General features: G+C 49.2%; 14 protein-coding genes. 2 read left to right on the forward strand and 12 right to left on the reverse strand.

Features of this window, described 5'->3' with window-relative positions; translation table 11 throughout:
- Window positions 1–353: 353 nt before the first annotated feature.
- Complete coding sequence (locus ACOJUO_RS00100) at window positions 354–2,063, reverse strand: hypothetical protein (protein ID WP_422138598.1); 1,710 nt, start codon at window positions 2,061–2,063, stop codon at window positions 354–356.
- Between the two features lie 390 nt (window positions 2,064–2,453).
- On the opposite strand from ACOJUO_RS00100, the gene ACOJUO_RS00105 reads away from it, so the two are divergent.
- Both ACOJUO_RS00105 and ptsG read left to right on the forward strand, forming a co-directional pair.
- Window positions 2,454–3,458 carry a LacI family DNA-binding transcriptional regulator gene (locus tag ACOJUO_RS00105; protein ID WP_422138599.1) on the forward strand — a complete coding sequence of 335 codons (1,005 nt, stop codon included), beginning with the start codon at window positions 2,454–2,456 and terminating at the stop codon, window positions 3,456–3,458.
- A gap of 194 nt (window positions 3,459–3,652) precedes the next feature.
- Window positions 3,653–5,089 carry a PTS glucose transporter subunit IIBC gene (gene ptsG / locus ACOJUO_RS00110; protein ID WP_422138600.1) on the forward strand — a complete coding sequence of 479 codons (1,437 nt, stop codon included), beginning with the start codon at window positions 3,653–3,655 and terminating at the stop codon, window positions 5,087–5,089.
- A gap of 5 nt (window positions 5,090–5,094) precedes the next feature.
- On the opposite strand, the gene ACOJUO_RS00115 is transcribed toward ptsG, so the two are convergent.
- From ACOJUO_RS00115 to adhE, 11 genes are all read right to left on the reverse strand, one after another.
- Window positions 5,095–5,829 (reverse strand): copper homeostasis protein CutC, encoded by a 735-nt coding sequence (locus ACOJUO_RS00115; protein WP_422134686.1) that lies wholly within the window; start codon window positions 5,827–5,829, stop codon window positions 5,095–5,097.
- A gap of 288 nt (window positions 5,830–6,117) precedes the next feature.
- A complete protein-coding gene (locus ACOJUO_RS00120) occupies window positions 6,118–6,819 on the reverse strand; it encodes a hypothetical protein (protein WP_422134687.1) in 702 nt (233 codons plus the stop codon).
- Window positions 6,820–7,300: 481 nt separating this feature from the next.
- The gene (gene crr / locus ACOJUO_RS00125) at window positions 7,301–7,807 is read right to left on the reverse strand and encodes a PTS glucose transporter subunit IIA (RefSeq protein ID WP_422134688.1); all 507 of its coding nucleotides are present in this window, start codon (window positions 7,805–7,807) and stop codon (window positions 7,301–7,303) included.
- A 291-nt stretch (window positions 7,808–8,098) separates the two neighbouring features.
- Entirely contained in the window at window positions 8,099–9,079 is a 981-nt protein-coding gene (pfkA, locus tag ACOJUO_RS00130; RefSeq protein ID WP_422134689.1) for a 6-phosphofructokinase, read from the reverse strand.
- A 77-nt stretch (window positions 9,080–9,156) separates the two neighbouring features.
- Complete coding sequence (gene pyk / locus ACOJUO_RS00135; RefSeq protein ID WP_422134690.1) at window positions 9,157–10,593, reverse strand: pyruvate kinase; 1,437 nt, start codon at window positions 10,591–10,593, stop codon at window positions 9,157–9,159.
- A 392-nt stretch (window positions 10,594–10,985) separates the two neighbouring features.
- A complete protein-coding gene (gene gap, locus ACOJUO_RS00140; RefSeq protein WP_422134691.1) occupies window positions 10,986–11,993 on the reverse strand; it encodes a type I glyceraldehyde-3-phosphate dehydrogenase in 1,008 nt (335 codons plus the stop codon).
- 709 nt (window positions 11,994–12,702) lie between these two features.
- Window positions 12,703–12,960 carry an HPr family phosphocarrier protein gene (locus ACOJUO_RS00145; RefSeq protein ID WP_422134692.1) on the reverse strand — a complete coding sequence of 86 codons (258 nt, stop codon included), beginning with the start codon at window positions 12,958–12,960 and terminating at the stop codon, window positions 12,703–12,705.
- A 319-nt stretch (window positions 12,961–13,279) separates the two neighbouring features.
- On the reverse strand, window positions 13,280–14,662 hold the full coding sequence (gene nagE, locus ACOJUO_RS00150; protein WP_422134693.1) for an N-acetylglucosamine-specific PTS transporter subunit IIBC: 1,383 nt from the start codon (window positions 14,660–14,662) through the stop codon (window positions 13,280–13,282).
- A gap of 315 nt (window positions 14,663–14,977) precedes the next feature.
- The gene (locus tag ACOJUO_RS00155) at window positions 14,978–15,493 is read right to left on the reverse strand and encodes a YgjV family protein (RefSeq protein ID WP_422134694.1); all 516 of its coding nucleotides are present in this window, start codon (window positions 15,491–15,493) and stop codon (window positions 14,978–14,980) included.
- A 25-nt stretch (window positions 15,494–15,518) separates the two neighbouring features.
- The gene (hemA, locus tag ACOJUO_RS00160) at window positions 15,519–16,724 is read right to left on the reverse strand and encodes a 5-aminolevulinate synthase (RefSeq protein WP_422138601.1); all 1,206 of its coding nucleotides are present in this window, start codon (window positions 16,722–16,724) and stop codon (window positions 15,519–15,521) included.
- Between the two features lie 437 nt (window positions 16,725–17,161).
- Window positions 17,162–19,780 carry a bifunctional acetaldehyde-CoA/alcohol dehydrogenase gene (gene adhE, locus ACOJUO_RS00165; protein ID WP_422134696.1) on the reverse strand — a complete coding sequence of 873 codons (2,619 nt, stop codon included), beginning with the start codon at window positions 19,778–19,780 and terminating at the stop codon, window positions 17,162–17,164.
- Window positions 19,781–19,825: the final 45 nt, after the last annotated feature.

The following is a 19,825-nucleotide window of genomic DNA, read 5'->3' on the forward strand; positions in this document are numbered from 1 at the left end:
CAAAAACCCATGGTTCCATAGTAAACAGCCATGGGGGTCAGAAACAATTTTTCACTGACGATTTTATTACAGAAAGAATGAACTCCGGGCAGTTTTTTTACCCATAAAAAAATACCCGTGGTCCCCTCAAACCCGGGTATTTGATCGGCTGGCTTGTCACTGGCTCCCGCTTCTTTTTTTTATGTCCTTAATTCTCTGGCGCTTTTTATTATTTTTCTTGATTGCCTGAGTGATTCCATAATACGTACTAGCCACTATCAAAACCTTGACCTACATCAATAAAACTTCGGTTTACACTTACCCGTCCATCCAAGCCTGACATGCGACACACTCTGAAAGAGCGGAGAAACAAATTAAGGTCTGAGGTTATCTTTCTGGTCCATATCAACGGGCTTGCGTTTTCGATGTATTCTTTTGTGGATCGACAAGGCTTGAGCATTATTGCAGACAGCCCCGCATGACCGCTGCTGACCATCCTCCCCGAACTCTCTCAGGTTACAGATTTTTTGTCCGCTATGGCTTCTGTTTTTGTGAGACAACAGGATTCCGGCATTTTCGCAGACTCTCCCACATGTCTGTGGATGCCCATCTTCTCCGACCACGATTTCGTCACAGGTTTTTTGCCCACTGTGTACTTTGACTTTGTGACTCCACATGGCTTTAGCATTCTTGCAAACCATTCCGCATGGCCGTGGCTGGCCGTCCTCCCAGACTATTGTTACATCACAGGTTTTTTGCCCGCTATGGTATGTGACTTTGTGATTCGCCAGGGCTTGACTATTCTTGCAGACTACTCCGCATGGCTGCGGCTGGCCATCCTTCCCGACTACTGTGGCGTCACAGGTCTTTTGCCCGGTATGGTATTGGCTTTTGTGTGACGACAGGCCTTTAGCATTCTTGTAGGTCCTCCCGCATGGTCGATGCAGGCCATCCTCCCCAACCACAATCGCATTGCAGGTTTGTTGCCCGGAGTGAATTAATCTTTTGTGATACGCCAGGGCTGTAGCACTCTTGCAGACCATCCCGCATGACTGCCGCTGTCCATCCTCCCCGGCTACTGATACATCACAGGTTTGTGGCCCGGAGTGGATTCCTCTTTTGTGATCGAATAGAGCTTTTGCATTCTTGCAGACCGTTCCACATGGCTGTGGCTGGCCATCCTTCCCAACCCTGATTGCATTACAAGTTTTTTCCCCGCTGTGAATGCTGCGTTTGTGACTTAAAAGCGCTTTGTTATTCTTGAGGACCTTCCCGCATTGCCGCAGTTGACCATCCTCTCCAACCAGGATCACGTTGCAGGTTACTTGCCAGTCAGGGTCAATTGTATTAGCTGTTCCTGCTGCCATTGAATCTGAGGCGACCCCGTCTAAGGCGACCCCGTCTAAGGCGACCCCGTCTATCAAGTTGCAACGATAACAGTGTGCATTGGTCAAATGGTTGCATAAGCTGTGTTCGGGTGTTGCTACAGTGCTGTCTGTCGAACTTTCTTCACAATTCTGCACTCCGCTAACCAATGAATCGGAAAATTGTCGAAATCGACAGACGCCATGACAGGGCTGGACAAAACAATTTAAACCCAACGAATGCTGGTGTCGTTCAGAGCCTCCGTTCCCGTCACTGTAGTCAGTATCCCGGGGGCGGATGAAAGAAACTGTTCGGTGGCGGTTGACTGGTGGTCCTTGCTGGCTGGATGGTTCTGATGGCTGGTGTTGTTGCTGATCCTGTTCTGAGCCAAACATAAATGCCGCCTCTTGTTGTTCAATCGGGTTAAACAGCGGTGAATCTATGTTCCAATAGCCTTTCAAAAGCCAACTGACAGTGACAATCATTTCTACAGATAACCATGAATAAGGGGTTGAGCTTAGAGTAATGATTGTTTTTGCCCTGTAGTTGCCAGGTTTTTGTCGTTTGTTATCAGCAGGAAAATCGGGTTCTTCATAAACGTCTGTGTCGGTAATCTCTAGCGGGTTGTCAGACAATGTTCGCAGTTCACGCTTTATAGAAAAGCTCTGTTTTGAAAAATCTACAATCTGTTTAGACTCGAAAATAAAATGCTCTGTCAAAGATTTAGCCTGACAAATGGCAGACAACAGCGACAGCAGCACAATAAAGAGTGAGTGTTTAATAATCCTATCCCTGTCTTCTGACCTACAGAGAGAAAGGATAGATCAAGAAAATAAGTGTGTTTTTGTGTTTTCCTAATACCAGACATCTGTTTGTTGTTGACCTGATTCTCATCGACGAAGTCCATAATTTGGTTTTTTGACTTAGATCAACCATTATGAGGCCGGTCGATAAAACCGGTTACATCTAAAAACACACAGCGCAGACCGGTGTCCTGACTATCTTTACCTTGAAACATTTTCTGAGGACCATTTAATGACATCCATGCTGGCCCGGGAAATGGTTCAGGAGTTGATAACACTTCACAAAAAAGTCGATCAGAAGCAATAATGGCAACCATTAAAGATGTCGCTGAGCGAGCCAAAGTATCCCGCGCTACGGTATCCAGGGTACTGAACAACACCGGACAGGTAAAGGAGACAACTCGTCTGAGAGTAGAGTCCGCCATCGACGAACTGAATTATCATCCAAATCCTGTTGCCCAGTCACTGGCGAGCAATACCACCAATACCATCGGCTTGATGGTCTCGTCCTTCCGGGGTGTTTTTTTTGGTGACCTTATGGCAGAGGTTCAGCAGGTCGCAGACTCTGCAGGTAAAGTGATGATCGTCACCCAGGGCAAGCACAGTGCTGAAAGCGAGCGTGCCGCTATCGACCACCTGATCAACATGCGGGTTGACGGATTACTGCTGCACGTCCGTTACCTGGGTGATGATGAGCTGATTAACATTGCAGAAACCGCTCCGCCCTTTGTACTTCTGGATCGTTACGTCGATGTCCTGGCCGACCGCTGCGTCACCTTTGATCACATCAAAGCCAGCGACAACACCGTAGAACTGCTTCTGAAAAATGGCCACACCTGTATTGCCTGTCTGGCCGGAAAACTCGCCAAGTCAAAAGCAAAAGAACGTTTCCAGGGTTATGCCAATGCCCTTACCCGGCATGATATTGCCCTGGATATGGACCTGATCACTGAAGGCAACTATACGAGACAAGCCGGATACGAAGGCACCAGGCAACTACTCACAACCGGCAAACCTTTTACTGCTGTATTTGCTTGCAGCGAAGAGATGGCGGCAGGTTGTATGGACGCCTTTCGTGAAAACAACATCCGTGTGCCCGAAGACGTTTCTCTCATCAGTTATGACAGTGTGGACCTTTGTACTTTCCTGACTCCACATGTCACTGCATTGCATTTTCCAATGACAGAGATGGCCAGAGTTGCCGGAGAACTCTTGATGAACCGACTACGGGAGGAGGGTTTTAGCAGGCCGGAAAGCACCCATTTTGAGGGCGAGCTGCGCCTGAGAGATTCAATAGGAAGGCTCTGTTAGTTTTACTTCAGTTTGTCAAAGGACTTTCATCCTAGACTGTCGCCGCCCTCAGCGGCGCACGTGCCCGGACTTGCAATACACCCAGGAAAGAAGATGTTTTTTTCTACGCTCATGGCTGTTTGGTCTATTCTTCCATAAATCCACGAGTCTTCGGTTTGCTCTCAGATCAGAATCGTCTCCCCGGAGTTTCTCCAATGGTCAAATCTGCATTCGGCACACTTCAGCAGATAGGTCGGGCGCTGATGCTGCCTGTAGCCGTTCTGCCTGTTGCAGGGATACTGCTGGGCGTCGGCAGTGCGGGCTTCAACTTTATTCCAGATCTCGTCTCCAGCGTCATGGCCCAGGCCGGCGGCATGGTTTTCGGAAACCTGCCCATTATCTTTGCCATTGGTACTGCTATTGGCCTAACTGATAATGACGGTGTTTCCTCAGTAGCGGCAACTGTCGGCTACGTGGTCATGCTGGGAACCATGGGCGTTATGGCCTCAGAACTGGGAGTTGAGCCCAGTTCTGTTATGGGAATAGATACCATTGATACCGGTGTTTTCGGTGGGATCGTTGTTGGTATGTTGGCCTCATGGATGTTCAGACGCTACTACAAAATCAAACTTCCGGATTACCTGGGCTTCTTTGCAGGAAAGCGCTTTGTTCCGATCGTCACTGCCATAGGAGCCGTCTTCCTTGGCATTCTCCTCAGCTTTATCTGGCCCCCTATACAACAGGCTATCGACGCCTTCTCTCAATGGTCAGTGACTGAGAACCCGGTTCTGGCTGGCTTTATCTACGGTGTGGTTGAACGTGCCCTGATTCCATTTGGCCTACATCATATCTGGAATGTGCCCTTCCAGATAGAGATGGGTGAGTTCATTGATCCATCAACAGGTAACGTCTTCAGAGGTGACATCGCGCGATTCTTTGCCGGTGATCCTACTGCCGGATTTCTGGCAGGCGGCTATCTTTTCAAAATGTTTGGCCTACCTGCTGCGGCCATTGCCATCTGGCATTGCGCCAAATCTGAGAATAAACAAAAAGTCGGTGGCCTTATGATGTCAGCGGCGCTTACCTCATTGCTCACTGGTATCACCGAGCCCATAGAGTTCTCATTCCTTTTTGTCGCTCCGATACTTTATGTGATTCATGCGCTGCTGGCCGGACTGGCTTACGCCATTACCAATTACCTCGACATCAAGATGGCCATGTCATTTTCCAACGGCATGATCGATTATCTCCTCTATTACAGCATAGCCACCAGACCCGCCTGGATTATCGGCCTGGGACTGATCTACGCAGTCCTCTATTATGTGATCTTCAGAGTTATGATCACGCTGCTGGACCTCAAGACACCCGGGCGAGAAATTGAATCAGAATTATCAGCGAAAGTGGTTCCATCCAGTGAACTGGCCAGGGACCTTATTCTGGCCTTTGGTGGCAAGGGAAATATCAAGAATCTGGATGCCTGCATCACTCGTTTGAGAGTCACGGTTAACAACCCTGACAAGGTTGATCAGGAGGCCATTAAACAGCTGGGAGCCACGGCTGTAGTGGTGATAGGTCAGAATATGCAGGCTATCTTTGGTACTCAGTCCGACAATATCCGAACCGAGATGGAAGAAGCCATTAAGGCCATGTAGACCGGCTAAAAGGATTCAACTGCTGCACACAGGGAACGGACTCTCTCCACCGATAACTCCCCTTCATCAAGAACACTGCTGTACGCGTGAATGCTGGCTGAATGATTCGCTACTGGCAGCTGTTGTAGTATCTTTCCGATATTTTCCGGATCAACCCCGCCACCGACGACCACCTCCAGCCTGTTTTCAGCTTTCAACATAAGTTGCTCGAGCATCCTCACACCTTCAAAGGCACCGTCAGCAGAACCCCAGGTTGTACCACTACTCAGAATACGATCCACACCATATTGAATCAGTACATCCAGGCTCTCAAACATATTGGGCGTAGCATCCAGTGCACGATGAAAAGTCACAATCAGATTTCGGGTCTTGGCGGTATCGACCAGTCGGCCCAACACATCACGATTAATGGTATTACCGGGAGGCGCAAGAGCGCCAATGACGACACCATCAGCACCTGCCTTTGCAGCATCACAGATCTGCTGTTCCATAAGCAGAACCTCTTCAGTGCCGAATGAAAAGTCGCCACCCCGGGGACGAATCATGCACAGTAAACCACAGCGATCCTGAAAGGCTTTCCGGGCGGCTTCCAAAGCTTCTATTGTGGGAGTAGTGCCTCCCACGGACATATCGTCACACAACTCTATACGTGCTGCGCCCCCCTCGTAAGCGGCTGCAGCAGAGCGGTAAACATAGTCTGGATTCAGACTGTTGATGCAGATCTCAACAGGTATTGACAATGTATGACTCCTGGCTGGATATCAGTTATAGAAGTCTGGCCTACTATTTAAAGTGACTAAATTAAAGTGACTGAATTAAAGTGACTAAAAACATAGACAGGACAACTCTGACAATAATAACCAGATTGTCACAGACTGCTCAGGAAATCATAGTCTTTACAAAAAAAATCTCACAAAATTGAGAGTGGTGGTCTTCATGAGCTAACAGGAGAGTTTAAGAGAAAGCTGGCAACCCTTAACCAGAGCCACGGCTAACCATACGACGTAAACCTTTTATTTAGTCATCCATCAAGGCAACTCACCCGTCATTCTGAGCACATCATCAATCAGCATCTTGTCCAGCTTCTGTTTCTGCTTAAGCATTTCCATCTTACCCGGGCTGACCCAAACCTTGTAACTTTCAGGCTCACCCTCGGTAATCGCTGCAGGCATTGTAACGGTATATTCCTCATAGGATGGGTCCATAACAAAATAGGGCACAGGATGAAGAAAATCGCCAAAACATCCCCCTGACTGATACCTCAGAAGGTCATCATAATAAGACGACATATAAGAGGAATAGGCTGATCTTGCTCCCATACACCCGTTGCCTGAGCTTTTTTTGACTATGTCATCGAGGCCCCATATCTCTGCTGTCTTGGCAGTTTCTTCCTGCGGAGGAAGAACGATTCCGGCAAGTTGGGTAGCCTGACTGACCTGCAGGGTTTCAAGACGCTTGAGCTCTGCAACCAATTCCTGATGGGACATCTTGTTCAAGCGAGCCTCACGAGCCTTGTCGTAAGACAGATAGCTGTCCCCATTCAAGAGCGGGTCTCCGTCCAGGTATTTGGACACTGTCTCGCTTCTGATAAAGTCCAACTCATCAATAACAACCTGCAAACTTTCTGCCTCCCCAGGCTCTTCCGTGGGTACAGACACTTTTTGGAATGAAAAAATCAACAGCAGGAAACCGGTAAACACCATCACTAAAAGTGACACAATTCCTTTCATATACACCTCCTTCAGCCTAATCGCATAGGGTTTTTATTATGGGGATAAGTCACGACAGGCGGTTACTAGCAGCCTGACCGAGAATAGACTGCCCTACTGCGGCGGCAGCAAATTGGTCTAAAAATCCGCTTTTGTTCGTCAAATAGCTCGCTATTCTCCTCACAAAACCGAATTTTCATCCTCAATTTTCTGCCGTCCTCGCTACGGGCGCTATTCTCGGTCAGGCTCCTAGGCATTGCTTTTCAGGACGTAAACTGCATTTCTAAATTCATACCTGTCTATATAGTGAGACAACGAGTTACCCAAAGGGTTCAATCGCAAACAGGATAGGGGAAGGAAGATAAGTCTTCACTAACGGGGTGGTCAGGGATACTAACTGGCAGGGAAAGCTTTAAGGCCAGACATTTTAAAAGCCGACAGAGAACCGGCTTCAGGGTATGGCTGATTTTTTTGTTCAAAAAATAATAGTCTTTGTAAAGTTTTACTTCATTTTGACCACCAGCAACTTGTCGTTGCCCTGAACAACAGAGCCCGAAGATTTTTCCAGAGAGGCTACATCGTCCATGTTGGAGATCACAACGGGCGTAATAATACTTTTGGCATTCTCTTTCAGAAAGTCCAGATCCACTTCGATGATGGGATCTCCAGCCATGACTTGCTGGCCTTCGCTGGCAATACGCTTGAAACCCTCGCCCTTCAGCTCAACGGTGTCGATACCAAAGTGAACAAACAGCTCAACCCCGGTTGGCGTCTCCATGCTGAAGGCATGATTGGTTTCAAAGATTTTGCCAATCTCACCATCGCAAGGGGCTACCATGACTTTGCCGGTGGGATTAATGGCGATACCATCACCTACCACCTTGTCAGCAAAAACAGGATCAGGTACTTCTTCAATTGGTACAATGTCGCCGGTCAACGGTGCTCTGATCACCGTTCCCTGACTGGCACCCAGCCCCATACTTTTCTTGAGAGAGTCAAAAAGGCCCATCACTTTCACCTTCTACTTCAAACGCATTGATTTTAGGAGCCTTTGAGTAATCAGGCCAGTTAACCTGACTGAAACTCCCGATTCCTTTCCAGATTAACAGCTGAAACGGCAGACCACAGCTGCTATACCAATCGAACTTTCTAACTCCCTATTGCGCTGAAGATTTGAGCCTTAATCCTGCGTTGGCGATCGTCGCAGCTAAGACTATGACTCCTCACCCCGCCTTTTCTTAAGGCTCAAATCTCCATGCTCATCACGGAAGTTAGAAAGCACGATTAGTATTATATGTCTTTATACTGTAACTATGTCTGCTACTTTCAACAGTTGGCTGTCAATCTCATTGTGTTTACTAATGGCTTCCTTTAAGGGTGTATGGACAATCTTCTGATCACGTACACCCACCATCACTCCACTGACACCGTCAAGCAGAGCTTCCACAGAAGCCACTCCAAGACGACTGGCCAGGACACGATCATAACAGCTGGGCTTGCCACCGCGCTGAATATGGCCCAGCACCGTCACTTTGACTTCATAGGCCGGGAAGTTTTCTTCCACAGCCCGGGACAGTTCAAAAACACCACCGGATTTATCACCTTCTGAAACCACTACGATACTGGATGTTTTCCCGGCTCTGCCACTGCTTTCAATAGAGCCCATCAACTGATCTATGGGCTTCTGATCTTCCGGAATCAAAATATCTTCTGCACCCGCAGCAATACCGGCGTTCAATGCGATAAAGCCTGCATCACGACCCATAACTTCAATCAGAAACAGACGATTATGAGAGGTGGCGGTATCACGAATCTTGTCAATCGCCTCGACCACGGTATTCAGGGCGGTGTCATAACCGATGGTGAAATCGGTTCCGAAGATATCGTTATCAATAGTGCCGGGAACACCAATGCAGCGAAGACCATGCTCTTGTTCCAGCAGCATGGCACCCGTGAAGGAACCGTCACCGCCAATAACAACCAGTCCATCCAGTCCGGCGGCAGAGGCATTTTTATAAGCAGCAGCCCGTCCCTCCGGAGCACGGAATTCCTGACAACGGGCAGACTTCAGGAATGTCCCACCCTGGTTGATAATATTGGCCACTGAACGCGCATTCACTACCTTCAGATCGTTTTCAATCAGGCCTTTGTAACCTTCATAAATGGCTACCGGCTCAACCCCGTAAAAGATGCAGCTACGTACTACGGAACGAATGGCAGCATTCATGCCAGGCGCATCGCCACCTGAAGTAAGCACACCAATTTTTTTTAGTTCTGCCATGATCTGCTCGTCTCCTGAATCCCGTAAGGGAAAGCGTGAGGCATGCTGCCCAGTCAACATGCCTGAATTGACTGAAATTATTTCACAGTAACGATCTGCATGGTGTTGGTACCGCCCTCAATTTCACAGGACTCACCCTTGGTCAGAATAATACGGTCGCCGGATTCCAGCAGGCCACGACCTTTTAGTTCGGCAATAGCACGCTGATTCACTTCAGGACCGTACTGGCTGCCACTGTCAAAAGCGACCGACTCCACCCCACGGTAAAGTGCAACGCGGCGCTCGGTGGTTTTGTAGCGAGTCAGGGCAAAAATGGGCAGGCTGGTATTAACACGGGACATCCAAAGAGGAGTCGCACCGGTTTTGGTCAGGCAAACGATCGCTTTTACACCTTCCAGACGGTTAGCCGCATGCATGGCAGCCAGCGCAATGGCGGCATCGGTTTCACCGGCATAGGCCTTATCCAGGTTGCTTCCGGAGATCATTTCAGGATGTTTTTCAGCGCCCTGACAAATACGGGCCATGGCTTTGACGACTTCATGTGGACGCTTGCCTGTTGCTGTTTCACCGGAGAGCATGACTGCGTCGGTGCCATCGAGAACAGCATTGGCCACGTCAAACACTTCAGCACGGGTTGGCTGTGTGTTGTGAATCATGGATTCCATCATTTGTGTGGCGGTAATGACAGGACGGTTCAGTCGACGGGCAACGTTGATCATCTGTTTCTGAACACCAATCAGTTCAGCGTCACCAATTTCCACCCCCAGGTCACCACGAGCTACCATGACCGCGTCTGAGGCCCGGATCACTTCTTCCAGCAATTGAAAGCTTTGAACCACTTCAGCACGCTCAATCTTGGACAAAATGGCAGCAGTACCACCGGCTTCAGCCAGCAGCTTGCGAGCCTGTTCAACATCACTGGCACTGCGAACGAAAGACACAGCCAGGAAATCCACCTCCAGAGAGGCAGCCAGCTTGATGTCTTCCTTGTCTTTTTCGGTCAGGGCATCGGCAGAAAGACCCCCACCGGCCAGGTTGATACCTTTGTTATTAGACAGCTCACCACCATCCAGAGTAGTGGTTACAATGCGCGAACCTTCAATCGACTTAACCTGCAGGCTCAGACGACCGTCGTCCAGCAACAGCACATCGCCCACCTTGCAATCGTTTGGCAGATTCTTGTAAGCCAGACCGACCTGGGTTTCATCACCGGCATCAATAGGCAGCTCTGCATCCAGAACGAACTCAGCGCCATCGGGCAGAAAGATCTTGCCATTCTGGAAACGACCAATTCGAATTTTGGGCCCCTGCAGGTCACCCAGAATCGCAACACTGCGACCCAGACGGGCAGCGATATTGCGAATGCGCTCTGCACGGACACGGTGATCATCAGCATCACCGTGGGAGAAGTTCAGTCGAACAACGTTGACACCGGCTTCAATCAGCTTGGTGAGCTGTTCTTCGGACTCTGTAGCTGGTCCGAGTGTGGCAACGATTTTTGTGCGTCTGAGCATGATATCCTCTCGCGAATTCGCCACGAATCGACCCAGCACGATGAAACTACTTAAAGGAAGAGTCGACCGGGGCATAAATGCCATACGGCAGTTTGACAACAATTTTTAAGTGAGGAACGTTCGAAGTGTAAGTTCCTGCATCTGCTTATCTTGATAAAGCAGCAAAAAGGAGAGTGTGTACCTGAAAGCCAGTATGCCAATCTGAGCCCATTATAGATGGCAGGCTAATCTACCATCGTCCAGAAGGCAGGTTGAGAGGTTAATTCCCGGCCAGCTTCATAAACACCTTCTTCTTTTTGCCACTCAGTCTCAGGAATCCAATGCCCTGTTATCAGAGCATCGGCATCAACCTGAAAAGCCTCAGATCAGCGAGGCTTTTCAATGATCTGGATTCAGGCGCCCAGCAGCGCTTTAGCAGTATCCAGCATTCGGTTGGAAAAGCCCCACTCGTTGTCGTACCAGGACATAACCTTCACCAGGTTACCCTGAACGCGAGTCTGTGTGGCATCAAAGCTGGAAGAGAATGGGCTGTGGTTAAAGTCCATGGAAACCAGAGGCTCATGGTTTACGTGCAAAACCTTGCCCATCGCTTCGGAAGACTTGGCAGCAGAAGCAATGATTTCGTTAACTTCTTCAGCAGAAGTTTCACGACTGGCCACAAAACTCAGGTCTACCAGAGATACGTTGATGGTAGGTACACGAACGGCCATACCGTCAAACTTGCCTTTCAGCTCCGGAACCACCAGGCCAACCGCTGCAGCGGCACCGGTAGCAGTCGGGATCATGTTCTGTGCAGCAGCACGGGCACGATACAGGTCACTGTGGTATACATCGCTGAGACGCTGATCATTGGTGTAGGCGTGAATAGTGGTCATCAAGCCTTTTTCAATCCCCAGAGCATCGTTCAGAGGCTTGGCAATGGGAGCCAGGCAGTTGGTGGTGCATGAAGCGTTAGAGATAACGGTCATGTCAGGAGTCAGAGTGTCGTGGTTAACACCATAAACGATGGTGGCGTCTACTTCCTTGCCCGGAGCAGAGATGATGACTTTCTTGGCACCAGCACTCAAGTGAGGTTTGCAGGCTTCCTTGGAACGGAACACACCGGTGCATTCAAATACAACGTCTACACCCAGAGCGGCCCAGGGCAGACTGGAAGGATCACGCTCAGAGAATGTCTTGATTTCGTCACCATTTACAAACAGTGCACCTTCACCCTCCTCAACCTGAGCGTCGAAACGACCATGTACAGTGTCGTACTTGGTCAGGTGAGCATTGATTTTCGCATCACCCAGGTCATTGATAGCAACAATCTGGAATTCTTCACGGCGACCTGCTTCGTAGAGTGCACGCAGAACGTTGCGACCGATACGACCATAGCCATTGATTGCGATTTTGATCATGACGTCTCCAATACCCTTAGTCACAGCGGGATAACCCGCCAGTTCATTAGTAAATAGGATTTCCGGTGTAAATTCAGCCTCGTGAAAATACCTAACCCCCTTGCCACACAAGGGCTAACAGGCTTTTTCAACAATCAACAGAGTTGATGACTCTGCCCAACATACAGTCACACCAAAGGACACTTTTATTCACGGAACACAACAAAAGTTATCCGTATTAAACCACCAGGACTTGACACAGGATTGGAACGACGTTACAAATACGCTCAACAAGACACACATAATCGCACACTTGAAAACATCGTTCCCCGGCAAATCTTTACTGGAGGATCGTAATGTACCTGTTAAAGAGTACACGAAGAGCCGGAATTCTCTGTACAGAAGGCAATCTGAAGAGAATCCGGAACATTTTAACAAGTAACAACACCTGACAATTTAACTCACCAGAGCGCATTACCCGCCAGCTATCCAACAGACATACTTGAGAACACGTCTCAGTATTGCCTCGTGAATGACATCGCCCCGATGTATTCGTTCAGATACACCCGGTACGTGATACTCTCTAGAGAATACCCGCAACCGCCTTAGTATTACAGGCATTTTTGCAGCAGCAAACTAATCCGTCAGAGGACGACTCAATCATTTCCTGATTCACGACTGCTTTATTCCGAGAGACAACCCGGCCGGAGAGGCCAGGTCAACAAAGAGCTTACTTCAAAGTAATGATAAACTCTGCCAGATGCTCTACAGCCTTTTCAGCGCCATCACCTTCGCCGATGATGGTCACTGTTGAGCCTTGAGTCAGCCCCAGGGTCTGCAGTTTAAACAAACTCTTGGCACTGGCCTGCTTGCCACCTGCTTCCAGTTTGATGTCACAGTCAAAACTCTTGGCTTCTTTAACAAACTGAGCAGCTGGACGAGTATGAAGGCCATTCTCAGCCGTGATCACTACATCTTTCTTAAACATATTCGGTCTCTCTCTAACTTGAGCACCTGTCAGGAAGCAAGAGGCTGGACAGGCCTGACTCTAAACGGATGCATCAGAATAAAGATACACTATCTGTCTGCTTTAATTCAGACGCTGAGCCTGAATTTCAGAACGTAAGCCGACAGGAAATATTGATTCACCCAGTCATTCGGCAAGTCGAACATACTCCAGGTATACTCCGCACCATAACCTAAGAATCAGACAGCCCTGACTAAAAAGGTATCCGGATTTTCCCCTAAACTGCTTTGCGGGGAAAGACCGGTACAAGTTTCTTTGAGTCAGGGCAAAATAGCTATTGTCAAGCCATCAGGGCATTTATTTCACCCGCAATGATCTCAGCCTGAGGCCCAAGAATCACCTGCAGGTTATTTTCACCCAGCTTCACCACACCTTTGGCACCCACGGCTTTCAGGCCAGCTTCATCGATCAGGTCACGATTGGCCAGAGTCAGACGCAGACGGGTGATACAGGCTTCAACAGAGGTCAGGTTGCCCTCACCGCCCAACAGTTCGATGAAACGCAGAGCACGCTCCGAACCACTGACTGCTTCAGAAGATCCTGCTGTTTCCGGCTCCTCGTCTTCGCGCCCCGGTGTCTTCAGGTTGAAAGCCCTGATAGCGAAATAGAAAACACAGAAGTAAATAACAGAGAAAGCCAGACCAATGAACACCAGGGTCACAGGCTTGGTAGCCAGCCCCCAGTTCAGAGCCATATCCAGGGCACCCGCAGAGAAACCAAAGCCATGCAGAACACCAAACATATTGGTGATTACCAGAGATAAACCTGTCAGCACGGCATGAACAGCGTAGAGACCTGGCGCCAGGAATACGAACATGAACTCCAGAGGCTCAGTGACACCGGTCAGGAAGGCAGTAGCACCGACAGACAGCAGAACACCACCTACACGGGCACGATTTTCTTTAGGCGCCGCCAGATACATAGCCAGCGCAGCAGCTGGCAGACCGAACATCATGACCGGATAGAAGCCCGCCATAAAAGTACCGGCAGTGGGGTCACCGGCAAAGAAACGAGGCAGATCGCCCGTAACTACCTCACCGGCAGCATTGGTGAATTCACCGAAGCCAAACCAGAAAACAGAGTTCACAACATGGTGCAGACCTACCGGAATCAGGCCACGGTTCAGCACTCCATAGGCAAACTGTCCAATGGGGCCAGACTCAGAGATACCATTAGCAAATGCATCAATGGCAGACTGGATGACTGGCCATACATAACCTGCTGCTACAGAGACCGCCAGAGCAATCAGACCGGTCATGATCGGAACCAGACGTTTGCCACCGAAGAACGCCAGATAGGGTGGCAGTGCCACCGCATGGAAACGGTTGTAACTATGACCGGCAATAATACCGGCAATAATGCCGCCAAAGAATGACATATCAATGTCGGCATTGATGGTCTTGGCCCCGGCAGTCAGGACAAAATAGCCAACTGCACCCGCCAGCACCGCTGCACCGGCATCGTCCTTTGACAGTCCGGCAGCAATACCCATCGCGAACAGCAAAGGCAGGTTACTGAAAATAGCGTTACCCGCTTCTGCGACAAAGGCAATATCCAGCAGGTCAGGCTGCCCAAGACGCAACAGGATTGCTGCAATAGGCAGAGTGGCGATGGGCAGCATCAATGCCTTACCCAATCTCTGCATATAGCCAAGAATGTTCAAAATAGTTACCCCTTAGATATTAACGTCACTGCACAAACCTCAATCAAAACCCCGTGGAACTCAAACAGGCAGACAGTTGATGGGCAGCGCATGGTTTGGGACGAAATGTAACCGGTCACAATGCACCAGTTCAACTGTGTTGTGAAGGTTTCGTAAAGAGATTAACCGGTTATTGACCCAGAGCAAAAAAGCAAACAGAACATGTGGCATCAGTAGTCATATATGACACACCACAATAGAGAGCACCTCAATGAGGTGCTTAAGCGATGGGAGCCAGATGTCTGTTCATTAGCTGGAATGAAACAGACGTAAAGCTCAGTACTCGGACTTTGTCACTATTGGGCTCTTGTTGTAGAACCTCAGGTAGGCCACGATGTTACTGAGCAGGAACAGCACTTCCATGACGACGGCCATCGGGGACAGGACAAGAACGTTGTGGCTCAACCAAACTACCGCACCCACCATCATGATGAGTCTCATCTCACGATCGTCTTTACTGAATGCGCCTATCGTTTGCAGGCAGGAGCCGACGAACGCCACGAGACTGATGAAAGACTCGTAGGTAACAAAGAGTGTCACACCATTGATAATCAAAAACAGGTTTCTTACCCCGGGCCGAGACGTAAAGTAACTGGTCAGATAGCGTATTGACGCAATCGTCATAACCACGGCCGCTGTGAAAGCATTGAGCAAGTAAAAGTGCGTCGCAATCAACGCTCCCGCAATAAACAGGCACAACACCACGTGTTTGCGTGTTTTGAACTGGAAAGACAACAGGTCAAACACAATAGCGATGGATACCAGGATCTGTGAAAGCGTGTAATTATCCATGTTTACAACCCTTGTTCACTCTGGCTCACCCAAGCGCAACAGTTTGATCGATTTCTAGCTCAACGAACACGCTCTTGATTGCCTCAGCGAGGTGACGAATATGCGTCTCGGTGTGATTGGGCGTTGCATTGATCCGGAAGCTCTCGGTGCCTACCTCGACGGTTGGTGAGTTGATCGACTGAATGTAAATCCCATGCTTGCTCAGCAGCAGATCGGCCGCTTGTTTGCATTTCCGGGCGTCGCCGATCTTGACTGGCAAAATGTGCGTTTCTGAGCATCCCATGATGGGAATGCCCAACTCCGCAAAAATCGCGCGCAAGAGCGCTGTATTGAACTTGAGCTTCTGGCGCTCAGAGTCCGAGGCTTTCAAGTGGTTGATGCTGGTTAAACAGGCTCTGGCGATGCTTGGAGGCAATGAAGTGGTAAAGATAAAGCCGGACGAAAACGAGCGAATAAAGTCGATAATGGTTCGGTTGCCAGCAACGTAACCACCAATCACGCCGATGGCTTTCGCCATGGTACCTTGTATGATGTCGATATCCGATTCGTGGCCCAAGGCCTCCGCAATACCCGCCCCGCGTGCGCCGTACATACCTATGGCATGTACTTCATCCAAATAAGTCAAGCATCTGTATTTCTTTGCTAGTGTAACAATCCCAAAGATGTCGGCAATGTCACCATCCATAGAGTAAACGGATTCAAAGATGATCAGTTTCGGGCAATCGATGTCGACGGTTTTCAGAAGTGACTCGAGGTGGTCTGCGTCATTGCGTCTGAAGATGTGCTTTTGGTTTTTAGATGAGCGAATGCCATTAATGATGGAGGCATGATTCTTTTCATCAGAAAAGATTATTAGCTCTGGGAACATCCTCAGTAAACATTGCAAGGTTGCATCGTTTGAAGAGTAACCGGTCGGGTAAACCAGTGCAGCTTCTTTTTGATGCCAGTCTGCAATCGAGACTTCCAATTCAGTGAGGTATTGGTGCGTGCCACCAATATTACGAGAGCCGCCGGAGCCAACGCCATGCTGTTGGATGGCATCCACGGCGGAGGCAATGACCAGATCATTCTGAGACATACCCAGATAGTCGTTACTGCACCAGACCGTGACGGGCTTGCCGTTGGATAACGCACGAGGGTAATTGCCTCCAATGCGATTGATGTCCGTAAATATTCTGTATTCGCCGGATTGTTTTATGCGAGCCAATTGGCTTTCCATTATTTCATACATCAGCAATTTGCTCTTTTTTTGTTATGCCTCATGCTTATTTTATTGCGAGATGTAACAAACTGAAATAATTCAAAACATCAAATTATCCAATATAATCATTCACTTATTGCATTCGAGATAGGACATAGCCTCGCGACCATACTCCTGCCAGTGGGCTCACCCAAAAGAACCACCTCATCAGGTGCTCACAGAAGTATACTTGAATCACTCAGCACTTAATGACCTCCTCATCCAACCGCTAATACCAAGCCAATACGCCAGCACGCCATAAACATCGGAGCCTCTCTGGCTAATGCTTGCCGGATAACGTTAGGCTCTTCGCTTTCGCCCCTTTGATTTCTTGTATTTGCCAACAGTCCATTGAACCAGTGTGACTCCAGATAGTTCAGAGCCGCCTTCAATGCTGATGTGTGGAACGCCCCACAGTAAAAACAAGATCACTCACCGTAATAAGCTTTCCTCAGCAAAGTTTCCAGCTCAGAGATCAGTGGCATTCTTGGGTTTGCCGTAGTGCACTGATCTTCAAAAGCATGATCAGCCAGCATTTTGACTTTTTCCATAAACCCTTTCTCAGAAACCCCCAGCTCTTTCAGAGATAAAGGCATCCCCAGCCGCTTCATCAATTTACGAACAGCATTGGCCAGGGATTTGACTCCTTCTTCAGGGGTTTTACAGGGCAGGCCCAGCGCCCTGGCCACTTCGGTATATTTCTCATGGGCGATGTAATGATCGTATTTCGGGAAAGAAGCCACCTTGGAAGGATTCGGACACCCGTTGTACTCAATCACATGAGGCAACAACAGTGCATTGGCCAAACCATGGGGAATATGGAACTCATGCCCCAAATTATGAGCCATAGAGTGATTGATACCCAGGAAAGCGTTGGCAAAGGCCATACCGGCAATGCAGGAAGCATTATGCATCTTTTCCCTGGCTACCTTGTCAGCTTCTTCGCAGGATTTCGGCAGATACTCAAAAACCAACTGAATCGCCTTCATAGCCAGGGCATCCGTATAATCTGACGCCATCACAGAGACATAAGCTTCCAGTGCGTGAGTCAGGACATCCAGACCTGTGTCTGCGGTCACCTTTTTGGGCACCGTCAGCACCAGATTCGGGTCCAGAATGGCTACATCAGGCGTTAACTCATAGTCGGCCAGAGGATACTTGATGCCTTTCTCTTTATCGGTAATAACGGCAAAGGAAGTCACCTCAGAGCCGGTTCCGGACGTTGTGGGAATAGCCACCAGTCTGGCTTTCTTGCCCAGTTTCGGGAACTTGTAAACCCGCTTGCGGATATCAAAAAACTTCTGGGCCATACCCGCAAAATCAGCTTCTGGCTGCTCGTAGAACAACCACATGCCCTTGGCCGCATCAATAGGAGAGCCACCACCCAGAGCAATCACGACGTCCGGATTGAACAGCGCCATATCCTCGGCACCCTCGCGAATAGTCGCCAGACTCGGATCGGCCTCAACCTGATTAAATACCCTCACCTGCACTGGCACCGGACGTTTTCTCAGGTGGTACCGAACCTTTTCAACATATCCCAGACTCTGAATCACCTCGTCTGTCACGATGAACACACGAGAAATGTCGGGCATTTTTTCAAGGTATTGCAGGGAGTTGGCTTCGAAATAGATTTTTCTGGGCACTTTGAACCATTGCATATTAACCCTGCGCTTGGCCACGCGCTTGACGTTGATGAGGTTAACAGCAGAAACGTTGGACGTCGTACTGTTCCCACCATAGGTGCCACAACCCAGAGTCAGGGAGGGCATGTTGGTGTTATAAATATCACCAATAGCACCATGGGTGCTTGGTGAGTTAATGATAATACGACCGGCCTTCATCGCCAGCGAGAATTCATCAATCACATCATCGTTCTGGGAGTGCAGAACAGCGGAATGCCCGAGACCACCGAAGTTCAGCATCTGGTCGGCCAGTTCAATACCATGTTGGGTATCCCTGGCCTTGAGAAAGCCCAACACCGGCGAGAGCTTCTCGCGGGACAGGGGAAACTCGGGCCCAACCCCTTCAATCTCAGACGCGATAACCCTTGTCTCTTGCGGTATTTTAATATCTGCCAGCGCAGCAATATCGGATGGCTTCATCCCCACAATCTTACTGTTGACATGGCCATCAATAATGACCACTTCAGCCAGGCGATCGGTCTCTTTGGGAGAGGTGAAATAGACATTCAGCCTCTTCATCTCTTCCTTAAAAGAAGCATAAACTTCGTCGTGTACTATGGCAGCCTGCTCGGAGGCACAGATCATTCCGTTATCAAAACTCTTGGACAGAACCAGATCATTGGCGGCCTGCTTGATATTGGCAGTGCGATCAATAACACAGGGCACATTACCCGGACCCACCCCCAGAGCCGGCTTGCCAGAAGAATAGGCGGCCCGAACCATACCTGAACCACCGGTGGCGAGAATGACTGAGATCTCGGGATGGGTCATCAACTTCTGAGTGGCCTCCAGTGATGGATGCTCTACCCAGAGTATGCAATCTTCTGGCGCTCCTGCCTCTATGGCCGCATCGCGAACAATTCTTGCCGCTTCTGTTGAACATTGTTGTGCCGAAGGGTGAAAAGCAAAAACAATAGGATTACGCGTCTTGGCAGCAATAATAGACTTGAACATGGTGGTGGAGGTGGGGTTTGTCACTGGCGTGATACCACAGACAACGCCTACTGGTTCAGCTACCAACATGAAATCCTCCTCCTCATTATCTTCAATCACACCGACAGTTTTATCGTATTTGATAGAATGGTAGATGGACTCAGTCGCAAAGATGTTTTTGGTGACCTTATCTTCGAGGATTCCCCTTCCGGTTTCCTCAACGGCCATTCTCGCCAGCTCCATGTGAGCAGACTGCCCTGCCAGAGCCATAGCCCGTGTCACCCGGTCCACGTCTTCCTGGTTGAGCTTCAGGTACTTTTCTCTCGCTATCCCGGCTCGCTTAAGCAGACCATCCAGCTGCTCATTCACACTGGACGCACTGTCGTGTTTTTTCTCCCTGGCCTTGGCTGCTGATTTATTACTCACCATGAGAAGCACCTCACACTGTCGTTTATTAAGGCAAAATCACTCGCT

The organism is Endozoicomonas sp. ALC020 (assembly GCF_049275935.1).
Taxonomy (GTDB): Bacteria; Pseudomonadota; Gammaproteobacteria; order Pseudomonadales; family Endozoicomonadaceae; genus Endozoicomonas_A.